The 23,932-nt window shown below is 59.7% G+C and carries 24 protein-coding genes; 18 read left to right on the top strand and 6 right to left on the bottom strand.

Translation table 11 applies throughout. The annotated features are described in order from the left end of the window. Nucleotides 1-132: 132 nt before the first annotated feature. The gene (locus F3I15_RS03495) at nt 133-1,305 is read left to right on the top strand and encodes an arabinose transporter (protein ID WP_150016559.1); all 1,173 of its coding nucleotides are present in this window, start codon (nt 133-135) and stop codon (nt 1,303-1,305) included. On the opposite strand, the gene F3I15_RS03490 is transcribed toward F3I15_RS03495, so the two are convergent. Further along, nucleotides 1,268-2,704, bottom strand: a complete 1,437-nt coding sequence (locus tag F3I15_RS03490) for a PLP-dependent aminotransferase family protein (RefSeq protein WP_150016558.1) — start codon at nt 2,702-2,704, stop codon at nt 1,268-1,270. The two genes, F3I15_RS03495 and F3I15_RS03490, sit on opposite strands and share 38 nt — an antisense overlap. 86 nt (nt 2,705-2,790) lie before the next feature. Between F3I15_RS03490 and F3I15_RS03485 the strand changes: the two genes are divergently transcribed. Beyond that, nucleotides 2,791-3,234 carry a rhodanese-like domain-containing protein gene (locus F3I15_RS03485; RefSeq protein WP_150016557.1) on the top strand — a complete coding sequence of 148 codons (444 nt, stop codon included), beginning with the start codon at nt 2,791-2,793 and terminating at the stop codon, nt 3,232-3,234. A 1-nt stretch (nt 3,235) separates the two neighbouring features. Here the strand turns inward: F3I15_RS03485 and flk are convergent, their stop codons facing one another. From flk to F3I15_RS03465, 4 genes are all read right to left on the bottom strand, one after another. Then, nucleotides 3,236-4,267, bottom strand: coding sequence for a flagella biosynthesis regulator Flk (gene flk / locus F3I15_RS03480; RefSeq protein ID WP_150016556.1), 1,032 nt, complete (start codon nt 4,265-4,267; stop codon nt 3,236-3,238). A 119-nt stretch (nt 4,268-4,386) separates the two neighbouring features. Beyond that, nucleotides 4,387-5,895 carry a tripartite tricarboxylate transporter permease gene (locus F3I15_RS03475; RefSeq protein ID WP_150016555.1) on the bottom strand — a complete coding sequence of 503 codons (1,509 nt, stop codon included), beginning with the start codon at nt 5,893-5,895 and terminating at the stop codon, nt 4,387-4,389. Nucleotides 5,896-5,907: 12 nt separating this feature from the next. Next, on the bottom strand, nt 5,908-6,339 hold the full coding sequence (locus F3I15_RS03470; protein WP_150016554.1) for a tripartite tricarboxylate transporter TctB family protein: 432 nt from the start codon (nt 6,337-6,339) through the stop codon (nt 5,908-5,910). Between the two features lie 11 nt (nt 6,340-6,350). Then, on the bottom strand, nt 6,351-7,328 hold the full coding sequence (locus F3I15_RS03465) for a tripartite tricarboxylate transporter substrate binding protein (RefSeq protein WP_108569497.1): 978 nt from the start codon (nt 7,326-7,328) through the stop codon (nt 6,351-6,353). Nucleotides 7,329-7,448: 120 nt separating this feature from the next. Between F3I15_RS03465 and tctD the strand changes: the two genes are divergently transcribed. Together tctD and F3I15_RS03455 are read left to right on the top strand one after the other, a co-directional pair. Next, nucleotides 7,449-8,120 (top strand): transcriptional regulator TctD, encoded by a 672-nt coding sequence (tctD, locus tag F3I15_RS03460; protein WP_150016553.1) that lies wholly within the window; start codon nt 7,449-7,451, stop codon nt 8,118-8,120. Then, entirely contained in the window at nt 8,111-9,487 is a 1,377-nt protein-coding gene (locus F3I15_RS03455) for a sensor histidine kinase (RefSeq protein WP_150016552.1), read from the top strand. The genes tctD and F3I15_RS03455 overlap by 10 nt, the downstream gene beginning before the upstream one ends. Here F3I15_RS03455 and F3I15_RS03450 read toward each other — a convergent pair. Then, nucleotides 9,474-10,364: a DMT family transporter gene (locus F3I15_RS03450; protein WP_150016551.1), complete on the bottom strand. Its 891-nt coding sequence runs from the start codon at nt 10,362-10,364 to the stop codon at nt 9,474-9,476. The two genes, F3I15_RS03455 and F3I15_RS03450, sit on opposite strands and share 14 nt — an antisense overlap. A 93-nt stretch (nt 10,365-10,457) precedes the next feature. Here F3I15_RS03450 and F3I15_RS03445 point away from each other — a divergent pair, with 93 nt between their 5' ends. From F3I15_RS03445 to F3I15_RS03380, 14 genes are all read left to right on the top strand, one after another. Next, nucleotides 10,458-11,231 carry a helix-turn-helix domain-containing protein gene (locus tag F3I15_RS03445; protein WP_150016550.1) on the top strand — a complete coding sequence of 258 codons (774 nt, stop codon included), beginning with the start codon at nt 10,458-10,460 and terminating at the stop codon, nt 11,229-11,231. Nucleotides 11,232-11,288: 57 nt separating this feature from the next. After that, on the top strand, nt 11,289-12,440 hold the full coding sequence (gene pdxB / locus F3I15_RS03440; protein WP_150016549.1) for a 4-phosphoerythronate dehydrogenase PdxB: 1,152 nt from the start codon (nt 11,289-11,291) through the stop codon (nt 12,438-12,440). 92 nt (nt 12,441-12,532) lie between these two features. After that, on the top strand, nt 12,533-13,543 hold the full coding sequence (locus F3I15_RS03435) for an aspartate-semialdehyde dehydrogenase (RefSeq protein WP_150016548.1): 1,011 nt from the start codon (nt 12,533-12,535) through the stop codon (nt 13,541-13,543). Further along, entirely contained in the window at nt 13,543-14,349 is an 807-nt protein-coding gene (truA, locus tag F3I15_RS03430; RefSeq protein ID WP_150016547.1) for a tRNA pseudouridine(38-40) synthase TruA, read from the top strand. Before F3I15_RS03435 ends, truA begins: the two co-directional genes overlap by 1 nt. Nucleotides 14,350-14,383: 34 nt before the next feature. Next, nucleotides 14,384-15,046 carry a DedA family protein gene (locus F3I15_RS03425; protein ID WP_150016546.1) on the top strand — a complete coding sequence of 221 codons (663 nt, stop codon included), beginning with the start codon at nt 14,384-14,386 and terminating at the stop codon, nt 15,044-15,046. Nucleotides 15,047-15,178: 132 nt separating this feature from the next. After that, a complete protein-coding gene (accD, locus tag F3I15_RS03420) occupies nt 15,179-16,087 on the top strand; it encodes an acetyl-CoA carboxylase, carboxyltransferase subunit beta (RefSeq protein WP_150016545.1) in 909 nt (302 codons plus the stop codon). 170 nt (nt 16,088-16,257) lie between these two features. Continuing rightward, the gene (gene folC / locus F3I15_RS03415; RefSeq protein WP_150016544.1) at nt 16,258-17,526 is read left to right on the top strand and encodes a bifunctional tetrahydrofolate synthase/dihydrofolate synthase; all 1,269 of its coding nucleotides are present in this window, start codon (nt 16,258-16,260) and stop codon (nt 17,524-17,526) included. Further along, nucleotides 17,516-18,277, top strand: coding sequence for a cell division protein DedD (gene dedD, locus F3I15_RS03410; protein WP_150016543.1), 762 nt, complete (start codon nt 17,516-17,518; stop codon nt 18,275-18,277). The genes folC and dedD overlap by 11 nt, the downstream gene beginning before the upstream one ends. 249 nt (nt 18,278-18,526) lie before the next feature. Beyond that, entirely contained in the window at nt 18,527-19,012 is a 486-nt protein-coding gene (gene cvpA / locus F3I15_RS03405) for a colicin V production protein (protein ID WP_039379104.1), read from the top strand. A 36-nt stretch (nt 19,013-19,048) separates the two neighbouring features. Beyond that, on the top strand, nt 19,049-20,566 hold the full coding sequence (purF, locus tag F3I15_RS03400; RefSeq protein WP_150016542.1) for an amidophosphoribosyltransferase: 1,518 nt from the start codon (nt 19,049-19,051) through the stop codon (nt 20,564-20,566). Between the two features lie 137 nt (nt 20,567-20,703). Beyond that, complete coding sequence (locus tag F3I15_RS03395) at nt 20,704-21,273, top strand: UbiX family flavin prenyltransferase (protein ID WP_094111117.1); 570 nt, start codon at nt 20,704-20,706, stop codon at nt 21,271-21,273. A gap of 274 nt (nt 21,274-21,547) precedes the next feature. Continuing rightward, entirely contained in the window at nt 21,548-22,330 is a 783-nt protein-coding gene (argT, locus tag F3I15_RS03390) for a lysine/arginine/ornithine ABC transporter substrate-binding protein ArgT (RefSeq protein WP_039379096.1), read from the top strand. A 196-nt stretch (nt 22,331-22,526) separates the two neighbouring features. Then, the gene (locus F3I15_RS03385) at nt 22,527-23,213 is read left to right on the top strand and encodes a histidine ABC transporter permease HisQ (protein WP_039379095.1); all 687 of its coding nucleotides are present in this window, start codon (nt 22,527-22,529) and stop codon (nt 23,211-23,213) included. Continuing rightward, nucleotides 23,210-23,926 (top strand): ABC transporter permease, encoded by a 717-nt coding sequence (locus tag F3I15_RS03380; protein WP_039379094.1) that lies wholly within the window; start codon nt 23,210-23,212, stop codon nt 23,924-23,926. The genes F3I15_RS03385 and F3I15_RS03380 overlap by 4 nt, the downstream gene beginning before the upstream one ends. Nucleotides 23,927-23,932 lie beyond the last annotated feature (6 nt).

Raw genomic sequence — 23,932 nt, 5'->3', positions numbered from 1 at the left:
ATTACAGGCTGCCGTTATGGCAGCCTGACTTTCTCTGCTCAGCCTGAGCCGTTTTGACAACCCCGCTTTTACCTGCATACACTCCTGAATAATTTTCCCTGCGCTATCGTCGCTGACAAGGAGTGCGCAAACATGACCGCTCACGCTCACGCGTCCGTATTGCCGCTCGCCTGCACCTCATTTGCCGTGTTTCTCAGCTATCTGACCGCCGGACTGGCACTGCCGGTGATCCCGCTGTATGTGCATCAGGAGCTGGGCATGAGTAACCTGATGGTGGGCATTGCAACCGGCAGTCAGTTTATTGCTACCCTGTTAACGCGCGGTTTTGCTGGCCGGCGTGCGGATCAGCAGGGAGCACGCGCTACCACCCGCTTCGGTATGCTGACGATTGCGCTGACAGGGGCTGCTTATGCCGCCGCCGTGCTGCTGCCGGTCGCACCCGGCGTGCGCTTTATGCTGCTGATAGTGGCGCGTCTGCTGCTGGGCGCAGGGGAAAGCCTGCTGCTGACCGGTAACCTCACCTGGGGGCTGGGGCTGGCGGGAGCCAGGCGATCGGGTCTGGTCATGTCCTGGAACGGAATGGCGATTTATGGCGCGCTGGCGGCAGGCGCTCTGCTGGGCGTGCTGATGTATCAGCATGGCGGGCTGCTGGCTATCAGCGGCGCGGCGCTGCTGCTGCCGCTGCTGGCTCTGCTGGTTAACGGCTGGATCCGCGCGGTGCCGGTTGCCGGCGGCACGCGGCCATCGCTGTGGAGCGTTATCAGCGCCATTTTCTCGCCTGGGCTGGTGCTGGCGCTGCAGGGCGCCGGTTTCGCCGTAATCGGCACCTTTACCTCGCTCTATTTTGCTGCGCAGGCGTGGGGACACGCCGGCTTTGCGCTCACCGCCTTTGGCTGCGCTTTTACCGGAGTGCGGATCCTCTTTGGTCATCTGCCGGATCGCTATGGCGGGAGCCGGGTCGCACTGGTATCACTGCTGGTGGAAGCGCTGGGTCTGCTGCTGCTTGCCGTTGCCACCTCAGGCTGGCTGGCGCTGGCGGGGGCGGCCCTCACCGGCTGTGGCTGCTCGCTGATCTTTCCGTCGCTGGGGGTTGAAGTGGTGCGTCGCGTCGCGCCACAGATACGCGGTACCGCACTGGGCGCATTTTCTGCCTTTCAGGATATCGCCTATGGGATCAGCGGCCCGCTAACCGGACTGCTGGCGACGGCGTCTGGCTATGGCGCCGTCTATCTGGCGGGCGCGCTCTGCGCCGTGGCCGGCTCCGTCATCACCTGGTGCTGCGTGCTTCGCGCGCCAGCAGCGTAACCAGCTTATCGCAGGCGCTGGCAATCTCAGCCGGCGTCAGCGCTGCAAAACCGAGCAGCCAGCCGGGCTGCGGTGCAGCCGCATGGCAGAGCGGTGAGAGAGGCGGCAGCAGCAGACCCGCAGCCGCGGCCCGCTGCGTCAGCGCTGCCTCGCTGCCCTGCAGCAGCGAGACGGCCAGCTGCAGACCACCGTTTGCCGGGAGCGGGCGCAGCCACGGCTGCATACGGCTATGAACCTCTTCCAGAAGCCGGTCGCGCCGGTAGTGATAGAGCTGCCGCATCAGCCGCAGATGGCTGGCAAAATGGCCCTGCTGCAGAAATTCAGCGGTGATAGCCTGCGGCAGCAGCGCGCTATGTCCATCCAGCACGCTGCGCGCCCGACCCAGCGGCTCAGTCAGCTGCGGTGGTACCACCATCCACGCCAGGCGCAGGGAAGGAAACAGGGTTTTGGAAAATGTCCCTATCGATATGACCCTGCTGTCGCGCGCCATGCCCTGCAGCGCCGGGGCAGGCCGCTCACCGTAATGAAATTCGCTGTCGTAATCATCTTCAATCAGCCAGCTGTTATGCTGCTGCGCCCACGCCAGCCACTGCAGCCGCCGCGCCAGGCTCATCGCTAAACCGGTTGGATAGTGATGCCCTGGCGTCAGGTAAACCAGCCGGGCGCGACCGGAGAGCGGCACCGCACCCTGTTCATCCAGCGGCATCGCACGGCAGTGCGCGCCTGCGGCAAGAAAGGCGTTACGCGCCCCCGGATAGCCGGGATCTTCCAGCCAGACCTCATCATCCGGATCCAGTAGCAGCAGCGCCAGCAGCTGCAGCGCCTGCTGAGAACTGGTCAGGATGATGACCTGTTCCGGACGACAGCGCATACCGCGCGACAGGCTCAGATACTCCGAGACCGCCTCGCGCAGCGGCAGGTAGCCGAGCGGATCGCCGTAGCCCATCACACGGCTGCCGAGCCGGCGCTGCACGCTGCTACTGATGCGCCGCCACTGTGTATGCGGAAAAGCCCGTAAATCGGGCGATCCGGCGGCAAACGCGGCGGGAAAGGGCGGATCCTGACAGCCGCCGGTCGCCAGCAGCTGCAGGCCACGCTGCGAGAAGTGCGGTGCCGGGCGGGTTGACGGCGTCTCTGGCGGCGGAGCCAGCGTAATCGCGACAAAAGTACCGCGTCCGGTATGGCGCTGCAGATAACCTTCGCTCTCCAGCTGCGCATAGGCTGCTTCCGCGGTTACGCGCGCGACTGACAGCTCTGCGGCCAGCTGACGGCTGGAGGGAAGCTTCTCACCGTGGCGCAGCTGACCGCTGACAATCGCCTGCCGCAGGGCGCGACAGAGGCGCTCGCGTCGTCCACCCTGCGCCTGCTGCTGAAAAAGCGTGGCCAGTTCCTGATACATAATGGTCTTATTACTCTGACAGAAAGGGTCTCATTACAGAGACCAATTTGCCGTAAAGTGGGTGTACATCGCAACAGGAGAAGAGTATGTCCGCTGTCTTACATTATCCCGCCGCCAGTGCGGAAGAGAGTCACGCCTATCTGCAGCATAAGCTGAGCTATTACACCGATGCCTGGGATCTGGCAGAAGACCTGGCACGCGGCGAATGTGCCATTGTCGTTTTTGATGCCCGCAGCCCCGAAAACTATGCTGCAGGACATATCTGCGGCGCGCGTTCGTTTCCGCACTCTACTATCAGTGCGCAGAGTACGGCGACGCTCGATCGCAGCAAGGTCTATATCACCTACTGCGATGGCATCGGCTGCAATGGTTCAACCAAAGCGGCGCTGAAACTGGCAGCGCTGGGGTTTCAGGTTAAGGAGCTTATTGGCGGGCTGGATTTCTGGAAGCGCGACGGGCATCCGCTGGCGTGGGGAACCGCTGCGGGAGAGTGGCCACAGCACAGCGCTGCGGCCGGGTGCGGCTGCTGACTCAGGCCAGCAGCCAGAGCAGAAACAGCACCACAAACACCGCGATTATCAGCGACAGCGCCGGACGCTGTGCCAGCGGGCGCGGCAGGATCTCTGTAAAGGGTGCCCAGATAGGTTGTGGCTGGCGCATGCTATCCGTCAGCGGCAGCGTTTCACCGCGCTCAGCCCGGCGGCTGAAAAGCTGATTCAGCAGATCCTGACACTGCGCAGCGGTCAGCACGGTTTGCGGCGTCGCCTGAAAACGCTGCTGGCTGTAATCCTGCAGCAGCAGCTGTTCATCACGATTCAGCGGCTGCTTCAGCGAGCTTTCCAGCAGCTGCAGCGTGGGTGCGGTGTGCTGTCCCAGCGTCTGACGCACCTGCAGATACTGCGTCAGCAGCGGGAAGTGCCGCGACGGCACCGGATCGCCGCTTTTAAGATTCACCAGTTTCAGCGCGTCGGTCAGCAGTTTTACCGGCGATTCGCCGGTCGTGGCCGCCAGCCGCGTCACCTGCTGATTTAGCGCCTGCTGCTCTGCCGGCAGCAGCGTGCGATCGGTACTGCGGCTCTGCTGCGGCTGCGGAATCGCCATCTGGCCGCTCTGCAGCATGGTCAGCACCTGACGCAGCTGATCCTGACTCAGCGCACTCAGCACCGTCTGGTTAAACTGCTGGCGGATAAAGTCGCTTACCGCCTGACGGTTGTTACCCTGCGGCAGCTTATCCTGCAGCTGCTGAAGCAGCTGGCGCGTGGCGTGGCTGTCCTGCACCTGACTCAGGCGACGATTGAGGTGCTGCTCGGCAGCCGGAAAATGGCGCGACTGAAAGTCAGCATCGCTCTTAACACCCACCTCATGACGTACGCCCGCCCAGAGCTCAGGCGCTTTCAGAGTGCTGAGAGACATAATGCGTACAATGAGCCGTTCCAGCGTAGTGCGCTGCGCCGGAGAGAGAGGCTGTTCGCCAGCCGGGCCGCCGGGGCGTGCCGGGCCGGAAGCACCGGTAAGCGCAGAACGATCGCCCGCGGGCACACCGGGACCGCTGAGAGGTTGCATGGCGGAATCCTTGAAAAACGAGTCAGATCCGGGTGCGCCGGAAAAAGAGGGGCATATGATAGCAAAAGCCCCCGGGAAATCCACGGGGGCTGGTATCAGAAAAGCGAGAAGATCCGGATTTATTCCGCCTCTGCCGCTCTGAAGCGGCTGCGACGCCAGCGTTTCCAGACGAATGGCACCACCAGCACCGCGACCGCCAGCACCAGCAGCACTTTGCAGATGAGACTCTCCCACAGAATAGGCAGATTGCCGTTACTGATTGAGAGCGCACGGCGCAGGTTCTGCTCCAGCATTTCGCCCAGTACAAAGCCGAGGATCAGCGGCGACATCGGGAAATCCATCTTGCGCAGGATATAGCCGAAGATGCCTAACCCCACCATCAGCAGCAGGTCGAAGGTTGTGCTGTGCACCGCATACACGCCGACGGCGGAAATGGCGGCGATCGCGGGCACCAGAAACCAGAGCGGGATGGTCAGCATACGGGCAAAGATATTGATCATCGGGATATTCATGATCAGCAGCATCACGTTGCCGATCAGCAGCGCGGCAATCAGTCCCCAGACAATATCAGGCTGTTCGATGAACATCGCCGGACCCGGCGTGATGTTATAGAGCGTCAGCGCGCCCACCATCACCGCCGTGGTACCAGAGCCCGGAATACCCAGCGTCAGCATCGGGATAAATGAGCCGCACGCCGAGGCGTTGTTCGCGGCTTCCGGCGCCGCCACGCCGCGGATATCACCCTTGCCGAACTGGTCGCTGCCGCTGATCTTCTTCTCGCTCATATAGGCGATGGCGCTGGCGATAGTGGCACCCGCACCCGGCAGTACGCCGACAAAAAAGCCGATGAAGGAGGAGCGCAGCGTGGCGCCGGTCGCCTGGGCTGCTTCTTTCATGTTGAACATCATGCGGCCACTGGCGCGTACGACTTTCTGACCGCCGCTGGTCGACTCCAGCATCAGTAAAATCTCACTGACCGAGAACAGGCCAATTACCACCACAACAAACTGAATGCCATCGGAGAGGTGTACGCTGTCGAAGGTAAAACGATAAACGCCGGTATTCGCATCCACGCCCACGGTAGCCATACTCAGACCTATCAGCGCGGCCAGGAACGATTTCAGCGGGTTGTGGCTCATCATGCTGCCGAGGCAGGCGATGGCAAATACCATCAGGGCAAAATATTCTGCCGGCCCAAACGCCAGCGACCAGTTAGCCAGAATCGGTGCGAACAGGATAATGCCGAGGATGGCGATGGTGGAGCCGACAAATGAGCTGACGGCCGAGATAGAGAGCGCCACGCCCGCTTTGCCCTGCTGCGCCATCGGATAGCCATCCAGCGCGGTCATAATCGCGCCAGCGTCACCCGGCACGTTCAGCAGGATAGAGGAGATACGTCCGCCATATTCGCAGCCGATATAGACGGTTGCCAGCAGGATCAGCGCTGATTCAGCCGGCAGGTGCAGAGCAAACGCCAGCGGCATCAGGATCGCCACGCCGTTGATCGGTCCCAGTCCCGGCAGCAAGCCGACAATGGTGCCGATAAAGCAGCCGATCAGGGCGATCATCAGGTTCTCCGGCGTCATAGCGACGGCGAAGCCCTGCATCAGAAAAGACCAGGTATCCATTATTGACTCCTGTTAACTCAGCCAGCTGCCCATCGGCAGCGTTACGTCAAGCAGCCGGTCGAAGGCGTAAAACAGCGCCACGCCCATCACCACGCCAGAGATCGCTGCTGCCCACCAGCGCGCGCCAAACAGCAGGCCGATGCCAAAGGTCAGCAGGGTGGTGCAGATTGGAAAGCCCAGGTTTTCAAACTGCCAGCCATACGCCATCAGCAAAATACACAGGACAACCAGTTTTTTTAACGTGGTGGCTGAGGGCCACTGTATGACGTCAGGCTTGCGCAGCAGCATCATGACGGCGCAGATTGCCATTAGCCCAAGCAGCAGCATCGGGAAAGGGCGCGGACCGACCGGCTCATAGCTATATTCACTCTGGATCTGCCAGCCGATAAACAGCCCGGCAATACAGAGCGCCAGCCAGACAACGGCAAAAATACGATCGCTCATCATTGCCTCCGCTATTTCGCCAGCCCGAACGATTTCGCTTTCTCACGATAGTCAGCAACCTGCTTTTTCACATAAGCATCCAGCTCGCTGCCAAACATGTTGAACTCAAACAGGCCGCGTGCGTCGCGCTGCTGCTGGAACTCTTTGGTGGTAACCAGTTTTTTAAACGAATCTTCCCACCACTGGTACTCCGCATCGCTGACTTTAGGACCCAGGTAATAGCCGCGAATCACCGGCCATTCGACGTTATACCCCTGCTCTTTAGCGGTGGGGATATCGGCCAGTTCGCCCGGCAGGCGCTTGTCGCTCATCACCGCCAGCACGCGCATTTTACCGCCCTGCAGGTGCGGCACCATTTCACTCATATCACCGGATACTACCTGGATATGGTTGCCAAGCAGCGCGGTCACCGGCTCGCCGCCGCCTTCAAACGCGACATAGCGCATTTTGCGCGGATCGATACCGGCTTCGCGCGCCAGCAGGGCGGTTTTCATCCAGTCCTGGCTGCCGATAGATGCCCCGGCGCCGACCACAACTTTATTAGGATCGTTTTTCATCGCCTCCATCAGCTCACCCAGCGTTTTCCACGGCGCGTCGGCACGTACCGCCACCATGCCGTAATCCGTGCCGACGGCGGCCAGCCACTTCACGTCGTCGACCGAATAGCGGCCAAACTTGCCCTGTGACAGATTAAGCAGCGACCCGCCGGAGAAGGCTACCAGCGTACCCGCTTCGGCCGGGCGCTGCGCGATGATGGCGTTATAGGCAACCGCGCCTACGCCGCCTGGCATGTAAGTCACGCGCATGGGTGAGGTGAGCTGGCCGGTCTCCTGCATGGAGACCTGAATCAGCTTGCAGGTGAGGTCAAAACCGCCGCCGGGTTTAGCCGGGGCGATACACTCAGGGCGCTTTGGCGCCTCTGCCAGCGCCGAAGACACTGAAAAAGCCAGCAGGGAGGTGGCGAGGATGAGAAAGCCTGTTTTTTTCATGGTTCGCTCCAGTCATTCTTCCAGATTGTGATTGCTACCGAACATTTTCGGTTGCTGAATTGTTAAACCGGTAACCTTTCATTTACCTTTCAGCCATCAGCAAAAATGACAGGATGTGATATGCGTCTCTTACTGGTGGAAGACACCACTGAACTGGCCACGTGGCTGCAAAAGGCGCTCACGCAAAAAGGGTTTGCCGTCGACTGGGTCGCCGACGGGCTGGCCGCCGATCATATACTGCAGAGTGAGGACTACGCGCTGGTGGTGCTTGATGTCTCGCTGCCGCGGCTGGATGGCCTGGCGGTACTGGCGCGGCTGCGCAAACGCGGACAGAACGTACCGGTGCTGCTGCTAACGGCGCAAAGTACCCTGGCGCAGCGGGTGCAGGGCTTAAACGGCGGCGCCGATGACTACCTGACCAAGCCGTTTGAGCTGGATGAACTGGATGCGCGGCTGCGCGCGCTGCTGCGCCGCAGCCACGGCCAGACGGCGCAGACCCAGCGGCTCGGACAGCTGGAGCGCGACAGCGAAGGCTATTTCCTGCTGAATCACAAGCCGCTGTCGCTGACGCCGCGCGAATCGAGCGTGCTCTCCACGCTGATGCAGCGGCCGGGACGACCGGTATCGCGCCAGCATCTTTATGAGCAGACGTTTACGCTGGCCGACGACGCCAGTCCGGAGAGCATTGAGCTCTATGTGCATCGGGTGCGTAAAAAGCTCTCCGGCAGCGATGTGGCGATTGTGACGCTGCGCGGGCTCGGCTACAGCCTGGAGCAGCAGCCGTGCGGCTGATGCACTCGCTGCGCGGTGAACTGCTGCTGTGGCTGGGCGCACCGCTGCTGCTGCTGTGGGCGCTGTCGGTCTATACCCATTATCAGAGCGCGCTGCAGGCAGCGAATCAGGCTTATGACCGCTCGCTGCTGGCGTCAGCGCGCACCGTGGCGGAAAGACTGGCGGTGCGCCAGCGCCATCTCGAAGTGGATGTGCCCTGGGTGGTGCTGGACAGCTTTGAACGCAATATGAACGATCAGCTCTTCTACCAGGTTATTTCCCCGCAGGGAAATACCCTCTCCGGCTATCCCGATTTGCCGCTGCTGCCGCGCAATGCGCCGCTCTCTGAGGCTTATCCGGCGCTGGTGCACTTTTATGACGCGCACTACCGCAGGCAGCCCATTCGCGTGGCGGCGCTGTGGCAGCCGGTGAATGAAGAGGGGGTAGAGGGCATGGCACTGGTGCTGGTGGCGGAGACGCTGAACTCCCGGCACGCCTTTGCCGACAGCCTGCTGCGTACCGCGCTGATAAGTCAGAGTTTCCTGGTGCTGATCACGCTGCTGCTGGCGGGGATGCTGCTGCGCCGGGTACTGCGGCCGCTGCGCCGGCTGTCGCGGATCATGCTGCGCCGCGCGCCGGGGGAACTGACGCCGCTGCCTTCGCTGGTGCCGTGGTCAGAGCTGCAGCCGCTGATTGTAGCGTTTAACCGTCATCTGGAACGGCTGCGCGGGCTGCTGGCGCGTCAGGAGCGCTTTAGCGCCGATGTGTCGCACCAGCTGCGCACGCCGCTGACAATTTTAAAAACTCAGGTCAGCGTGGCGCTCAGCAGCGACGATCCGCAGCAGTGGCGCGAGAGCCTGCAGGGTATGCGCCACACGCTCAACGATACCGTACAGCTTACCGACCGGCTGCTGCAGCTGGCGCAAATCAAGGCACGGCACGGCGAAGATAAACCCTTTACCCGCGTTGACCTCAGCCAGATTGTGCAGCAGGCGTGCCTGAGCGGCTATACCGCCGCGCGACACAAGCAGATCGATTTAGGCTTTGAAGGCGAAGAGACGTGTCGCGTACAAGGAGATGCGCTGCTGCTGGCTGAACTGTGCGCCAACCTGCTGGATAATGCGATTAAATATACGCCGGCGCAGGGAACGGTAACAGCGCGGCTGCAGGAGCGGCAGCTGGAAATTGAAGATAGCGGCCCCGGTATAGAGGCCGGGCAGCAGCAGCAGGCGCTCCAGCCGTTTACGCGTCTCGATCACAGCGGCCAGCCTGGCGCCGGAATCGGGCTGGCGCTGGTGAAGGATATCTGCGCCTGGCACGGTGCGCGGCTGCGGCTCGATCGCAGCCCGCAGCTGGGCGGGCTGCGGGTCACCGTCAGCTTTCCCTGATCGCCGTCCGGCGCAGCGGCGTTTTCAGCCGCTGCGCCAGCATCACGCCGGTAAGCGTAATACCGCCGCCAATCCAGTGGTAGCTGTGCAGCTGCTCATGCAGAAACAGCACCGCAATCAGCGCCGTGAATACCGGCACCACGTTCATAAAGATACTGGTAGTGCTGGCACCCAGCCGCTGCACGCCAAGGATCCACAAAAAGGGCGCTACGATCGAAGCAAACAGGCCGGCGAACAGCACCAGCGGCAGGTTCTGCTGCGTCAGCGCCACTTCCGGGGCCAGCAAAAAGCCCGGCAGCAGCAGCATGACGCCAAAGAAAATCTGCACATAAAGGCTCTGCCAGGTGGGGAGCGGGATCGCCCAGCGTTTGGTCAGCACGCCATAGAGCGCATAAGAGGTGGAGGCCGCCAGCATCATCACTTCGCCATTACCGGGACGCTGCGCCAGCAGCTGAGCCGGGTTGCCGCCGCTGACCAGCCAGACCAGACCGGTAAACGAGAGAATACCGCCCAGCAGAATACCGCGCGTGGGGGCCAGACGCAGCACCAGCAGGCTGAGCAGAATCGTCAGCAGCGGAATGGTGGCGCCGAGTATGCCCATCATCACCGCCGACACGCTATGCGCCGCATAGTAGGCAAGGCTCTGATAGAGCACCATGCCAAGCAGCCCCAGCAGCAGCAGCTGGCCGAGGTGGCCTTTTATAGTGCGCCGATGCCGCCATACACCGGGCAGGCAGAACGGTGTCAGCACCAGCAGCGCCAGCAGCCAGCGATAAAATGAGATAGCGGCGGGATCGATAGCGTCAGCCGAAAGTTTGCTGACGATGGTGTTGACTGACCAGATCAGCACCGCAATGAGGGGGAACAGCAGATTCATAACAGGCTCCGTAAAAAAGTGCCGCCAGCATACGTTTGACCGGTTTAAAGCAGATAGTTAAAATCGGACAAAATTTGTTAATGACCGGACAGAATGACTATTCAGGTTGCCTATTGCCCGCCCGCTGACGCGCCGCGCATCTTTATGCGTTATGAACAGACGCATGCGCGCACCGAATATCTGCCGCATCAGCATGCGTGGGGCCAGGCGATTTTTGTTACCCGCCACGTGCTGGAGCTGGACATCGAAGGCGAGCGCCTGCTGGCACCGGCTGAGATGCCGGTATGGATCCCTCCCGGCCAGCGACACAGCAGCTATAACCACTGCCAGGCACAGTTTCGTACCCTGAATCTGGCAGCAGAGCTTTGTCACGGTCTGCCAGCGCGCGCCTGCCTGCTGACGGCGGATGCGATAACGCATGCGATTATGAATGAGTTCGCGCAGCGCGCGCTGGCGCAGCCGCAGAGCGAGGCGGAGTGGCGCCTGTGCGACGTGCTGCTGGATCGCCTGCGCCAGGCACCCGCGCATACCAGCTATCTGCCCGCCTCAGATGATAAGTTTCTTGCACCGATACTGCGTGCGCTGGAGGCCAATCCCGGTGACAACACCACGCTGACGCAGTGGGCGCAGCGCGTGTTTACCACAGAACGTACGCTGGCGCGGCGCTGCCAGCAGCAGCTGAAAATGTCCTTTAGCGAGTGGCGGCAGCGGCTGCGTTTTCTGCGCACGCTTGCGCTGCTGGAGCAGGGCAAGAGCGTGCAGGCTATCGCTCATGAACTCGGCTATAGCTCCGCCTCGGCGCTGATTGTTATGTTTCAGCAACAGGCGGGCACCTCTCCGGAACGCTATCGCAACCGGTTAGGCTAACCGGCACCTTTGTGGCACACTAGCCGGCGTTCATTTCCCGCAGACAGGACCACCGCCGTGAAAATTCTCGTTGATGAAAACATGCCTTATGCCCGTGAACTCTTCAGCCGCACCGGTGAGGTGGTTGCCGTACCGGGCCGTCCGCTGCCTGAAGCGGAGCTGCGCGATGCCAGCGCGCTGATGGTGCGCTCGGTCACCCGGGTCAATGCGGCGCTGCTGGCGGATACGCCGGTAAAATTTGTCGGCACCGCCACAGCCGGCACCGATCATGTGGATCAGCCCTCGCTGCAGGCGGCCGGTATCGGCTTCTCTGCCGCACCCGGCTGTAACGCTATCGCGGTGGTGGAGTATGTCTTCTCTGCGCTGCTGCTGCTGGCTGAACGCGACGGGTTCGCGCTGCGCGATCGCACCGTGGGCATCGTGGGCGTCGGTAACGTTGGCAGCCGTCTGCAGGCGCGGCTGGAAGCCTGGGGCGTCAAAACGCTGCTGTGCGATCCGCCGCGTGCCGATCGCGGCGATACCGGACCGTTTCATTCGCTGGAAACCCTGGTGGCACAGGCGGATATTCTGACGTTTCATACGCCGCTCAACAAAGAGGGGCGTTATAAAAGCTGGCACCTGGCGGATGCGGCGCTGCTGATGGCGCTGCGGCCTGACACTATTTTGATCAACGCCTGCCGCGGTCCGGTGGTCGACAATATCGCGCTGCTGGAAGTGCTGAAAATGCGCGGCGATCTGCGCGTGGTGCTGGATGTATGGGAGCCCGAACCCGATCTCAGTCTTGACCTGCTGGCGCGCGTGGATATCGCCACCGCCCATATCGCGGGCTATACGCTGGAGGGCAAAGCGCGCGGCACAACGCAGGTCTTTGAAGCCTGGAGCGCCTTTATCGGTCAGCCGCAGCAGGTGGCGCTGGAGAGTCTGCTGCCCCAGCCGGAGTTCAGCAGCATTACGCTGCATGGCGAACTCGATCAGGCAACGCTGAAACGTCTGGCACACCTGGTGTATGATGTGCGCCGCGACGACGCGCCGCTGCGTAAAGCCGCAGGCCAGCCGGGCGAGTTTGATCGGCTGCGCCGGCAGTATGAGGAGCGCCGCGAGTGGTCTTCACTGGAGGTGATCTGCGACAGCGCCGCCAGTGCCAGCATGCTGAAGCAGCTGGGCTTTCGCGTCAGCCTGCTGCCAAAACCCTCTTCCTTCCCGGAATGATGCGTTACGGCGCACAGCGGGAACGAATCTGAATTATGAGGCGGTATCATTACCGCCTTCTGTTTTTATGTCATTGTCTGGAGTAAACCAACATGTCTGACGGCTGGAATATTGCGCTACTGGGCGCAACAGGCGCCACAGGAAACGCTGTACTGGAACTGCTGGCGGAGCGCCAGTTCCCGGTTGGTGAGATCCATCTGCTGGCAAGCGAAAACAGCGCGGGTGAAACGCTGCGTTTTGCCGGCCGCTCGCTGCGCGTAGAGGATGCGGCTGAGTTTGACTGGACCCAGGCGCAGCTGGCGTTTTTCGCCGCCGGTCGCGAGGCGTCAGCCCGCTACGCAGAAGAGGCGGCGAGCCAGGGATGCCTGGTGATCGACAGCAGCGATCTGTTCGCGCTGGAGCCGGATGTCCCGCTGGTGGTGCCGGATGTGAACCCGCAGGTCCTGGTGGACTACCGTAACCGTAATATCATCAGCGTGGCGGATGCGCTGGTAAGCCAGCTGTTATGCGCGATTAAGCCGCTGGTTGAAACCGCCGGGCTGAGCCGTATTCAGGTGACCAACCTGCTGTCGGTATCCAGCCAGGGCAAAGCCGCGGTGGATGGTCTGGCCGGTGAGAGCGCGCGTCTGCTGAATGGCATTCCCCCTGACGAGCACTATTTTGGTCGTCAGCTGGCGTTTAACCTGCTGCCGCAGCAGGCGGACAGCAGCGGCAGCGTGGCAAGCGAGCGTCGCGTCGTGGAGCAGGTTCGTAAAGTGCTGCAGGATGAGGGACTGCCGATTGCCGTCAGCAGCGTGCAGGCGCCGGTGTTTTATGGCAATGCGCAGATCGTCTATGTGGAAAATCTGCGTCCGCTCTCCGCCGAAGAGGCGCGTGACGAACTGGCGCGTGCGGAAGATATCAGCCTGAGTGAAGAGGGTGATTATCCGACGCAGGTGGGCGACGCCTCCGGTAATGAAGTGCTGAGCATCGGCAGTCTGCGTAACGACTACGGCATTCCGGAACTGCTGCAGTTCTGGTCGGTGGCGGATAACGTGCGCTTCGGTGGCGCGCTGATGGCAGTGAAAACGGCGGAGAAGCTGGTGCAGGAGTATTTCTACTGATGCAGGCGGAGGCGACAACCCTGAAGCTGGCGCTGGGCATTGAGTATGACGGCAGCCGCTATTATGGCTGGCAGCGGCAAAATGACGTTCGCAGCGTACAGGAAAAGCTGGAGAAAGCGCTGGCAAAAGTGGCGAACCATGACGTCAGCGTGTTTTGCGCCGGGCGAACAGACGCAGGCGTACACGGCACCGGTCAGGTGGTGCATTTTGAAACCACCTCCCGGCGCGCCGACAGCGCCTGGACGCTGGGCGTCAATGCCAATCTGCCGGACGATATCGCCGTACGCTGGGTAAAAGCAGTGCCGGAGAGCTTTCACGCGCGCTTCAGCGCGACCGCGCGGCGCTATCGCTACGTGATTTATAATCAGCGGCTGCGCCCGGCTATTCTCGGCAGCGGGCTGACGCACTACTACCATCCGCTGGACGCCGAAAAAATGCAGCGTGCCGGCCAGCATCTGCTGGGTGAGAACGATTTCACCTCATTTCGTGCCGTTCAGTGCCAGTCGCGTACGCCGTGGCGTAACGTGATCCATCTGAACGTCATACGTCAGGGGGCATTTGTCATTGTCGATATCAAAGCTAACGCCTTCGTGCATCATATGGTGCGTAACATCGTCGGCAGCCTGATAGAAGTCGGTAATGGCAATCAGCCGGAAAGCTGGATAGCGGATCTGCTGGCGGCGAAAGATCGCACGCTGGCAGCGGCAACCGCGAAAGCGGAAGGGTTATACCTGGTGGCGGTGGATTACCCGTCGCATTTTGCGTTACCTCAGCCTGCGCCGGGACCACTGTTCCTCGCAGATTAATTTTTAACCGTAGGGTGTCAGGGAGTTAGCTGGTATGGAGTTTATCCATTTTGTTGTCGATTTTATTCTGCACATTGATGTGCACCTGGCCGAACTGGTGGCGCAGTATGGCATCTGGATCTACGCCATCCTGTTCCTGATCCTGTTTTGCGAGACCGGTCTGGTGGTGACGCCATTCCTGCCGGGTGACTCGCTGCTGTTTGTGGCAGGCGCGCTTGCTGCTTTACCGGGCAACGACTTAAACGTGCATCTGATGGTCACGCTGCTGTTTATCGCTGCCATTCTCGGCGATGCGGTGAACTACACCATTGGCCGCCTGTTTGGTGAGAAGCTGTTCAGTAATCCGCAGTCTAAAATCTTCCGCCGCAGCTATCTCGATAAAACCCATGCGTTCTACGATCGCCACGGCGGTAAAACCATTATACTTGCGCGCTTTGTGCCAATCGTGCGAACCTTTGCCCCCTTCGTGGCGGGTATGGGGCACATGTCCTATCGCCACTTTGCGCTCTTCAACGTTACGGGCGCGCTGTTGTGGGTACTGCTGTTCTCCTATGCCGGCTATCTGTTTGGCGATCTGCCGGTGGTGCAGGAGAACCTCAAGCTGCTGATTGTCGGCATTATCGTGGTATCAATACTGCCAGGCGTGATTGAAGTATGGCGTCATCGCCGTCAGGCGCGTCAGCAGAAATCGCAGTAAGCCCGTCACCAGATTTTTATCCACAGCGTGAACAGGTTGTGGTTTAATGAGCGACATTTACGGCCTGCTGAAGGTGATTTCAGCAGTAACGAAAAGACTGGACCAGGTCAGCATTAAACAGAAAGGTCATCAATGAGCTGGATTGAACGCATACTGAATAAAAGCACCACGACGCCTACGCGCAAAGCCAGCATCCCGGAAGGGGTGTGGACCAAGTGCGACAGCTGTGGTCAGGTGCTCTACCGCGCCGAGCTGGAGCGCAACCTTGAGGTCTGCCCGAAGTGCGACCACCATATGCGTATGCACGCGCGCGAGCGTCTGCATAGCCTGATGGATGAAGGATCGATGGTTGAGCTGGGAAGCGAGCTGGAGCCAAAAGATCTGCTCAAGTTCCGCGACTCCAAAAAGTATAAGGATCGTCTGGTAGCGGCCCAGAAAGACACCGGCGAAAAAGATGCGCTGATCGTCATGAAAGGCCAGCTGCACGGCATGCCGGTTGTGGCGGCGGCGTTTGAGTTTGCCTTTATGGGCGGCTCGATGGGCTCAGTCGTGGGCGCGCGCTTTGTGCGTGCCGTAGAGCAGGCGCTGGAAGATAACTGCCCGCTGATCTGCTTCTCGGCCAGCGGCGGTGCGCGTATGCAGGAAGCGCTGCAGTCGCTGATGCAGATGGCAAAAACCAGTGCGGCACTGGCGAAAATGCAGGAGCGCGGTCTGCCTTATATCTCCGTGCTGACTGACCCGACCATGGGTGGCGTTTCTGCCAGCTTTGCGATGCTGGGCGATCTCAACGTGGCGGAGCCAAAAGCGCTGATCGGTTTTGCCGGTCCACGCGTGATTGAGCAGACGGTACGTGAAAAGCTGCCGCCGGGCTTCCAGCGCAGTGAGTTCCTGATTGAAAAAGGCGCGATCGACATGATCATCCGTCGTCCGGAAATGCGCTTTAAGCTGGCGAGCCTGCTGGCAAAAATGATGAACCTGCCGGCTCCGCAGCTGGATGGCGAGCCGCCGGTGGCGGTGGAACCAGAAAGCAACGACGCCTGACTGGCAACCGAAAGGCGCAGCGATGCGCCTTTTTACTTTCATTCCGTACATCCCATTTTCAGTGAGCAGCCGTGCCGGTTTCTGCCTGTTGATAGCCATCAGCCGCGCGCAGGCCCCTCTTTCCGCCGCTGCGCTGAACGATGAGCTGTACTACGCAACAGACGGGACTCATGAACACGCATCAGCCTCCTCAGGGCACGTCGCCGCTGGCCACGTGGCTTCACTATCTTGAGCATCTTCACTCACAGGCGATTGAACTGGGTCTGGATCGTATTCAGCGCGTTGCCGCGCAGCTTGACCTGCTGAAACCCGCTCCCTTTATCTTTACCGTCGCCGGCACCAACGGCAAAGGCACCACCTGCCGCACGCTGGAAACGCTGCTGATGGCAGCAGGCTACCGCACGGGCGTTTACAGTTCGCCGCATCTGGTACGCTACACCGAGCGCGTGCGCGTGCAGGGCGCGGAGCTGCCAGAGGCGCAGCACAGCGCCAGCTTTGCTGAAATTGAGGCGGGGCGTGGTGATACCTCGCTCACCTATTTTGAATTTGGCACGCTCTCTGCGCTTAATCTGTTCCGCCAGGCGAATCTTGACGTGGTGATCCTCGAAGTCGGACTGGGTGGCCGTCTTGATGCCACCAACATTGTTGACAGCGATGTGGCGGTGATCACCAGTATCGCACTCGATCACACAGACTGGCTTGGCCCCGACCGCGAGAGTATCGGGCGGGAAAAAGCGGGTATTTTCCGTGCCGGTAAACCTGCCGTAGTGGGCGAAGCGGAGATGCCGGCAAGCATCGCTGCGGTAGCCGCAGAGACCGGTGCCGTGCTGCATCAGGTCAATCGCGACTGGCAGTGGCAGGGCGGTAGTGATAGCTGGATGCTGCAGGATGCGCAGGGTGAGCTGCGCGATCTGCCGCTGCCGCAGGTGCCGCTGCCGAATGCGGCCACGGCGCTGGCTGCGTTACGCGTGTCGGGTCTGCAGGTGCCTGACGCCATTATCCGCGCGCATCTGCCGCAGGCGGTACTGGCAGGGCGTTTCCAGACCATAAGCCATGCACCGCAGGTGATCCTGGACGTCGCGCACAACCCGCACGCGGCTGCCTGGCTGGCGTCGCGCCTGGCGGCGTTGCCCGCGGGCGGAACGGTTCATGCGGTAGCGGGTATGCTGCACGACAAAGATATTGCCGGTACGCTCGCTGCGCTGGCGCCGCAGGTGACGCACTGGTACTGCGCGCCGCTGGCAGGTCCGCGTGGCGCATCAGCAGAGGAGCTGCTTACGCATCTGGAGAGCGGGACGGCATATGACAGCGTCGATGCGGCGTGGCGGGCGGCGCGTGCGCAGGCCAGTCAGCGGGATGTGATTCTGGTGTGTGGGTCATTTCACACCGTAGCACAGGTTATGGAATCGATGGCAGCGGAGAACGGCAGTGGCGAGTAAGTTTCAAAATCGGTTAGTGGGCACGGTGATCCTGGTGGCGATTGGCGTCATTGTGCTGCCGGGCCTGCTGGACGGTAAGAAAAAGCATTACAAGGAAGAGTTTGCAGCGATTCCGCTGGTGCCGAAGCCTGACGATCAGCAGGATAGCGAAATGGTGCCGCCGGTCACGCAGCCGCTGCCGTCGCAGCCGCCGGAAGGCGCCGGTGCTGCGCAGCAGTCAGCGACCAATCAGGCCGCGCAAAATCCGGCCGTCAGCGGCAGCGCCCAGCCGGTGCAGAACAGCCAGCCGAGCGTCGTCACGCCACCGGCGGTGCATCAGCAGACGCAGCCCAGAACCCAGCAGAAACCGGCTGAGCAGACGAAACCTAAAACCACCGAGCAGAGCAGGCCGAAGCCGGCAGAGCAACCGAAGCCGAAGCCGGTGGAGACGCCAAAACCCGCAGAGCAGCCAAAAGCAGCGGAGCAGAGCAAGCCGGCAGAAACGCCGAAGCCAGCCAGCGCGCCGGCCGGGCAGGCGTATGTGGTACAGCTTGGCGCACTGAAGAACGCTGCGAAAGTGGACGAGATTGTGGCGAAGCTGCGGCTCTCTGGCTACCGCGCCTTTACCGTGCCGTCATCGCCGGTACATGGACAAATTACCCGTATCTACGTCGGACCTGACGCCTCTAAAGCGAAGCTGCAGAGTTCGCTGAGCGAGCTGCAGAGCGTTTCCGGACTGGGCGGCGTGGTGAAACCCTATAGCGTGCGCTGAGAGGCTGATAAGCCACGCCGATAGCAGTAACAGGCGTGGCTTATAGCGCGTGAATGCCGGATTGAAGCCGTTAATTAATTTTAAAATCAGCTAGTTAAATATTGCTGATAGTAACGGGCGAAGGAATTATTTTTCCTCGCCCTTTTTCATCACCGCGAACGGGAAAAGGCTACGCAAACGTTTTCTTTTTCTGTTAGAATGCGCCCCGAACTGGATGCAGGGGTGCGAAGCACTGTACTGGAAGCGTTCATGATCTGGATTGATTACGTCATTATTGCGGTAGTTGGTTTTTCGGCTCTGGTCAGCCTGATTCGCGGGTTTGTCCGGGAAGCCTTATCTCTTGTTACCTGGGGATGCGCGTTTTTTGTCGCCAGTCATTACTACGCCTACCTGGCAGTCTGGTTTACAGGTTTTAACGACGAACTGGTTCGCAACGGCATCGCAATTGCGGTGTTGTTCGTTGCCACCCTGATTGTGGGTGCCATCGTGAACTATGTGATCGGCTCGCTGGTTGAGAAAACCGGCTTGTCGGGAACCGACAGGGTGTTGGGGGTCTGTTTCGGGGCGTTGCGTGGCGTGCTGATTGTTTCCGCCATTCTTTTCTTCCTTGATACATTCACCGGCTTTTCAAAAAGCCCGGACTGGCAACAGTCTCAGCTCATTCCCCAGTTCAGTTATATCATCAGGTGGTTTTTTGATTACCTGAAAAGCACGTCAAGTTTTTTACCCCGGTGACACCATCGGGAGTGCGGCTAATGAGGAAATGACAATATGTGCGGTATTGTTGGTATCACCGGTTTTATGCCAGTAAACCAGTCGATCTATGACGCGTTAACGGTGCTGCAGCACCGCGGACAGGATGCCGCCGGCATTTGTACTATCGATGCGCTGAACTGCTTCCGCCTGCGCAAAGCAAATGGTCTGGTCAGCGACGTGTTTGAAGCGCGTCACATGCAGCGTTTGCAGGGCAATATCGGTATCGGCCACGTGCGTTACCCTACCGCCGGCAGCTCCAGCGCCTCTGAAGCGCAGCCGTTTTACGTTAACTCCCCTTACGGTATTACGCTGGCGCATAACGGCAATCTCACCAATGCGCATGAGCTGCGCAAACAGCTGTTTGAGACCGGTCGCCGTCACGTTAATACCACCTCCGATTCAGAGATCCTGCTCAACATTTTTGCGCAGGAGCTGGATCGCTTTCAGCACTATCCGCTCGATGCGGAAACCATTTTTGCCGCGGTAGCGGCAGTGCATCAGCAGGTGCGTGGCGCTTACGCCGTGGTGGCGATGATTATCGGACACGGTATGGTGGCGTTTCGCGATCCCAACGGTATTCGTCCGCTGGTGCTCGGCAAGCGCGCTATGCAGGATGGCCGCACAGAGTATATGGTTGCCTCGGAGAGCGTGGCGCTGGATACGCTGGGGTTTGAGTTCATTCGTGACGTTGCGCCGGGTGAAGCGGTCTATATCACTGAACAGGGTCAGCTTTCGACCCGCCAGTGTGCAGAGGATCCGAAAAGCAATCCCTGCCTGTTTGAATATGTCTATTTTGCCCGCCCGGACTCTTTCCTGGATAAGATTTCCGTCTACAGCGCGCGCGTGCGCATGGGCACCAAGCTCGGTGAAAAAATTGCCCGGGAGTGGGAAGATCTCGATATCGACGTGGTGATTCCGATTCCGGAAACCTCCACCGATACCGCACTGGAGATTGCGCGCATTCTGAACAAGCCCTACCGTCAGGGATTTGTGAAAAACCGCTATGTGGGCCGCACCTTTATTATGCCGGGCCAGCATCTGCGCCGCAGCGCCGTACGCCGCAAACTCAACGCCAACCTTGCAGAGTTCCGCGATAAAAACGTGCTGCTGGTGGATGACTCTATTGTGCGCGGTACGACTTCTGAACAGATTATCGAGATGGCGCGCGAGGCGGGCGCTAAGCGGGTTTACCTCGCCTCAGCTGCACCAGAGATCCGTTTTCCGAACGTCTATGGCATCGACATGCCAAGCGCCACCGAGCTGATTGCCCATGGCCGTGAGGTGGAGGAGATTCGCAAGCTGATTAAGGCGGATGCGCTGATCTTCCAGGATCTGAACGATCTGATCGAAGCGGTACGCGAAGAGAATCCGGACATTGAGCAGTTTGAGTGCTCCGTTTTCAACGGCGTTTACGTCACTAAGGATGTGGATCAGCAATACCTCGAGTATCTGCAGTCGCTGCGTAACGACGATGCCAAAGCGCTGCAGCGTCAGAACGAAGTGGAAGGGCTGGAGATCCATAACGAAGGCTGACTGAGCTGTTATCCGGCACTCCCGACGGGGCAGGCGCAAGCCTGCCCCGTCTGTTTTGCGCTTTTTCACCGGGCGCCAGCGCATTTTTGCCTGTAGCAGGCTATCATTGCCGATTCTGAACAGAGTAAGGCAGAGTTATGAAACGTCTCATCGTGGGTATTTCCGGCGCCAGCGGCGCAATCTACGGCGTGCGGCTGCTGCAGGTGCTGCAATCGGTGCCGGAGGTGGAAACCCATCTGGTGATGAGCCCGGCAGCGCGCCAGACGCTGGCGCTGGAAACGGACTACAGCGTGCGGGATGTGCAGGCGCTTGCCAGCGTGGTGCATGACGTGCGGGATATCGGGGCAAGCATCTCTTCCGGCTCATTTAAAACGCTGGGTATGGTGATCCTGCCGTGCTCAATGAAAACGCTCTCCGGCATTGTACACAGCTACAGCGACAGCCTGCTGACGCGCGCCGCCGACGTCGTGCTGAAAGAGCAGCGCCGCCTGGTGCTCTGTGTACGCGAAACTCCGCTGCACGTCGGTCATCTGCGTATGATGACCACGGCGGCTGAACTGGGCGCGATGATAATGCCGCCGGTACCGGCGTTCTATCACCGGCCGCAGCGTATCGAGGATTTAGTCGACCAGACGGTTAACCGCGTGGTGGATCAATTTGATATCACGCTGCCGGAAGATCTGTTTATGCGCTGGAATGGCGCATAAACGTTGCGCGCTGCACAATGGATGTGCAAATTCGCGGTGTCGATCACTCTTCGTGCATAATCTGCACTAAAAGTTAGCAAACTCGCTTTTTCTTCTGCATCCCGCTGTTATATTCCCTTCATAACGAACTCTCTGCGTCCCGTTACGACGCTCTCGTTAACGCGCCTGCGTGCTGCATCGCCAGCTCTGAGACCTGGCATGAAAACTGCAATCCATTCAGCGCAAAACACACATCACACCACATAACAATAAGCACGTCACTTGAGGGTAAACTATGAAAAAGCGAGTTCTGGCTCTCTCCCTGCTGCTGGCAATGACCGGCACCGCCAGCGTTTTTGCCGCAGTACCGCAGTCGCTGCGTATCGGGACCGATCCAACTTACCCGCCGTTTGAGTCAAAAAATGCCCAGGGTCAGCTGGTGGGGTTTGATATCGACCTTGCCAATGAGATTTGCAAACGCATTCAGGCCAAATGCACCTATGTGGAAAGTGATTTCGATGCGCTCATTCCGTCGCTGAAAGCGAAAAAAATTGATGCCATTATTTCGTCGCTCTCTATCACCGAAAAGCGTCAGGAGGAGATTGGCTTCTCGGAAAAACTCTATGCGGCTAACGCTCGTCTGGTGGCGGCAAAAGGCTCTCCGCTGCAGCCAACCATCGAATCGCTGAAGGGCAAAAATATCGGTCTGCTGCAGGGCACCACGCAGGAAACCTATGCGAATCAATACTGGCGGCCGAAGGGCGTTACCGTGACGCCTTATGCAAATCAGGATCTGGTCTATCAGGACCTGAACGCCGGACGCATTGATGCCGCTTTCCAGGATGAAGTGCAGGCGAGCGAAGGCTTCCTGAAGCAGCCGGTAGGCAAAAACTATGCGTTTGCTGGCCCGGCGGTGAAAGATGACAAAATCTTTGGTGTAGGCACCGGTATGGGACTGCGCAAAGATGACAGCGATCTCAAAGCCGCTATCGATAAGGCGTTTAATGAGATGCGCAAAGATGGCACCTACGACAAGATTGCGAAAAAATATTTCGATTTCAACGTCTACGGTGACTGATCGACCTGTTTCCTGATACTGCGGGTTGAGTGACAGGAACCGGGGCCATAACTATTCACTCCGGGCGCTTACTTATGTAAACTCCCGGGGTTCATACGCTTGCCGCTATCCTTCCGTGATTCATATCCCTGGTCAGGACTGTCCGCTATTTCCCGGGCAGCGTGTGTTATTTTCCCCTCACGACAGGATCGAAATCATGTTGTACGGCTATTCTGAAGTCATTCTCAAAGGCACGCTGGTGACGCTGGAGCTGGCGCTGAGCGCCGTGCTGCTGGCGGTTATCCTTGGCCTGCTCGGGGCGGGTGCCAAACTGTCGCGCAGCCGGCCGCTGGCGATCATTGCGGAAGGGTACACCACCCTGATCCGCGGCGTGCCCGATCTGGTGCTGATGCTGCTGATCTTTTACGGGCTGCAGATTGCGCTCAACGCGGTAACTGACGCACTGGGCCTGGCGCAGTTTGATATCGACCCGATGGTGGCCGGTATCATTACCCTCGGGTTTATTTACGGCGCCTATTTTACTGAAACCTTTCGCGGCGCGTTTCTGGCGGTGCCGAAGGGACAGATTGAAGCCGCCACCGCCTTTGGGTTTACCGGCTCGCAGACGTTCCGGCGCATTCTGTTTCCGGCCATGATGCGTTTTGCGCTGCCCGGTATCGGAAACAACTGGCAGGTGATCCTCAAGGCTACCGCACTGGTGTCGCTGCTGGGGCTGGAAGATGTGGTCAAAGCGACGCAGCTGGCGGGCAAGAGCACCTGGCAGCCATTCTACTTTGCCATTGTGGCAGGGGTGATCTATCTGGTGTTTACCACGCTTTCCAATGGCGTGCTGTGGTGGCTTGAGCGCCGCTACTCGGTCGGGGTAAAAAGGGCAGAATTATGATCGAAATTATTCAGGAGTACTGGAAACAACTGCTCTGGACCGACGGCTATCGCTTCACCGGCGTGGCGATCACGCTGTGGCTGCTGATTCTTTCTGTCGTCCTCGGCGGCTGTCTGGCTGTGATCCTGGCCATCGCCCGCGTGTCACCCAACCGGTTTATCTCAACCCCGGTTTGGCTGTTTACCTATGTGTTTCGCGGCACGCCGCTCTACGTCCAGCTGCTGGTGTTCTACTCCGGCATGTATACGCTGGAAGTGGTGAAAGGATCTGAGCTGCTGAATGCCTTTTTTCGCAGCGGTCTGAACTGTACGCTGCTGGCATTTACGCTGAATACCTGCGCCTACACCACTGAAATCTTTGCGGGCGCCATCCGCGCCGTGCCACATGGCGAAATTGAAGCGGCGCGCGCCTACGGTTTTTCAACCGTAAAGCTTTACCGCTGCATCATTTTGCCCTCCGCGCTGCGTACCGCGCTGCCTGCATACAGCAATGAAGTGATCCTGATGCTGCACTCCACCGCGCTGGCGTTCACCGCGACCGTGCCGGATCTGCTGAAAATCGCGCGTGATATTAACTCGGCCACCTATCAGCCGTTTACCGCGTTTGGACTCGCTGCCGTGCTCTATCTGATTATCTCTTATGTGCTGATTAGCCTGTTCCGCCTTGCGGAACGCCGCTTTCTGGCACATGTGAAACCCTCTTCGTCGCACTGAGTATCA

The organism is Pantoea sp. M_9 (assembly GCF_008631385.1).
In the GTDB taxonomy this organism is placed as follows: domain Bacteria; phylum Pseudomonadota; class Gammaproteobacteria; order Enterobacterales; family Enterobacteriaceae; genus Pantoea; species Pantoea eucrina.
The sequence above is the reverse complement of the archived record's forward strand: the minus strand, read 5'-3'. Positions and strand labels throughout refer to the sequence as shown.

Excerpts from the sequence above, each read along its gene's own strand:
- accD (WP_150016545.1), top strand. The coding sequence starts at position 15,179 with ATGAGCTGGATTGAACGCATACTGAATAAAAGCACCACGACGCCTACG.
- cvpA (WP_039379104.1), top strand. The coding sequence starts at position 18,527 with ATGATCTGGATTGATTACGTCATTATTGCGGTAGTTGGTTTTTCGGCT.
- F3I15_RS03435 (WP_150016548.1), top strand. The coding sequence starts at position 12,533 with ATGTCTGACGGCTGGAATATTGCGCTACTGGGCGCAACAGGCGCCACA.
- F3I15_RS03490 (WP_150016558.1), bottom strand. The coding sequence starts at position 2,704 with ATGTATCAGGAACTGGCCACGCTTTTTCAGCAGCAGGCGCAGGGTGGA.
- F3I15_RS03445 (WP_150016550.1), top strand. The coding sequence starts at position 10,458 with ATGACTATTCAGGTTGCCTATTGCCCGCCCGCTGACGCGCCGCGCATC.
- argT (WP_039379096.1), top strand. The coding sequence starts at position 21,548 with ATGAAAAAGCGAGTTCTGGCTCTCTCCCTGCTGCTGGCAATGACCGGC.
- folC (WP_150016544.1), top strand. The coding sequence starts at position 16,258 with ATGAACACGCATCAGCCTCCTCAGGGCACGTCGCCGCTGGCCACGTGG.
- F3I15_RS03425 (WP_150016546.1), top strand. The coding sequence starts at position 14,384 with ATGGAGTTTATCCATTTTGTTGTCGATTTTATTCTGCACATTGATGTG.
- tctD (WP_150016553.1), top strand. The coding sequence starts at position 7,449 with ATGCGTCTCTTACTGGTGGAAGACACCACTGAACTGGCCACGTGGCTG.
- purF (WP_150016542.1), top strand. The coding sequence starts at position 19,049 with ATGTGCGGTATTGTTGGTATCACCGGTTTTATGCCAGTAAACCAGTCG.
- F3I15_RS03495 (WP_150016559.1), top strand. The coding sequence starts at position 133 with ATGACCGCTCACGCTCACGCGTCCGTATTGCCGCTCGCCTGCACCTCA.
- F3I15_RS03465 (WP_108569497.1), bottom strand. The coding sequence starts at position 7,328 with ATGAAAAAAACAGGCTTTCTCATCCTCGCCACCTCCCTGCTGGCTTTT.
- F3I15_RS03450 (WP_150016551.1), bottom strand. The coding sequence starts at position 10,364 with ATGAATCTGCTGTTCCCCCTCATTGCGGTGCTGATCTGGTCAGTCAAC.
- F3I15_RS03380 (WP_039379094.1), top strand. The coding sequence starts at position 23,210 with ATGATCGAAATTATTCAGGAGTACTGGAAACAACTGCTCTGGACCGAC.
- F3I15_RS03485 (WP_150016557.1), top strand. The coding sequence starts at position 2,791 with ATGTCCGCTGTCTTACATTATCCCGCCGCCAGTGCGGAAGAGAGTCAC.
- flk (WP_150016556.1), bottom strand. The coding sequence starts at position 4,267 with ATGCAACCTCTCAGCGGTCCCGGTGTGCCCGCGGGCGATCGTTCTGCG.
- truA (WP_150016547.1), top strand. The coding sequence starts at position 13,543 with ATGCAGGCGGAGGCGACAACCCTGAAGCTGGCGCTGGGCATTGAGTAT.
- F3I15_RS03395 (WP_094111117.1), top strand. The coding sequence starts at position 20,704 with ATGAAACGTCTCATCGTGGGTATTTCCGGCGCCAGCGGCGCAATCTAC.
- F3I15_RS03470 (WP_150016554.1), bottom strand. The coding sequence starts at position 6,339 with ATGAGCGATCGTATTTTTGCCGTTGTCTGGCTGGCGCTCTGTATTGCC.
- F3I15_RS03475 (WP_150016555.1), bottom strand. The coding sequence starts at position 5,895 with ATGGATACCTGGTCTTTTCTGATGCAGGGCTTCGCCGTCGCTATGACG.
- F3I15_RS03385 (WP_039379095.1), top strand. The coding sequence starts at position 22,527 with ATGTTGTACGGCTATTCTGAAGTCATTCTCAAAGGCACGCTGGTGACG.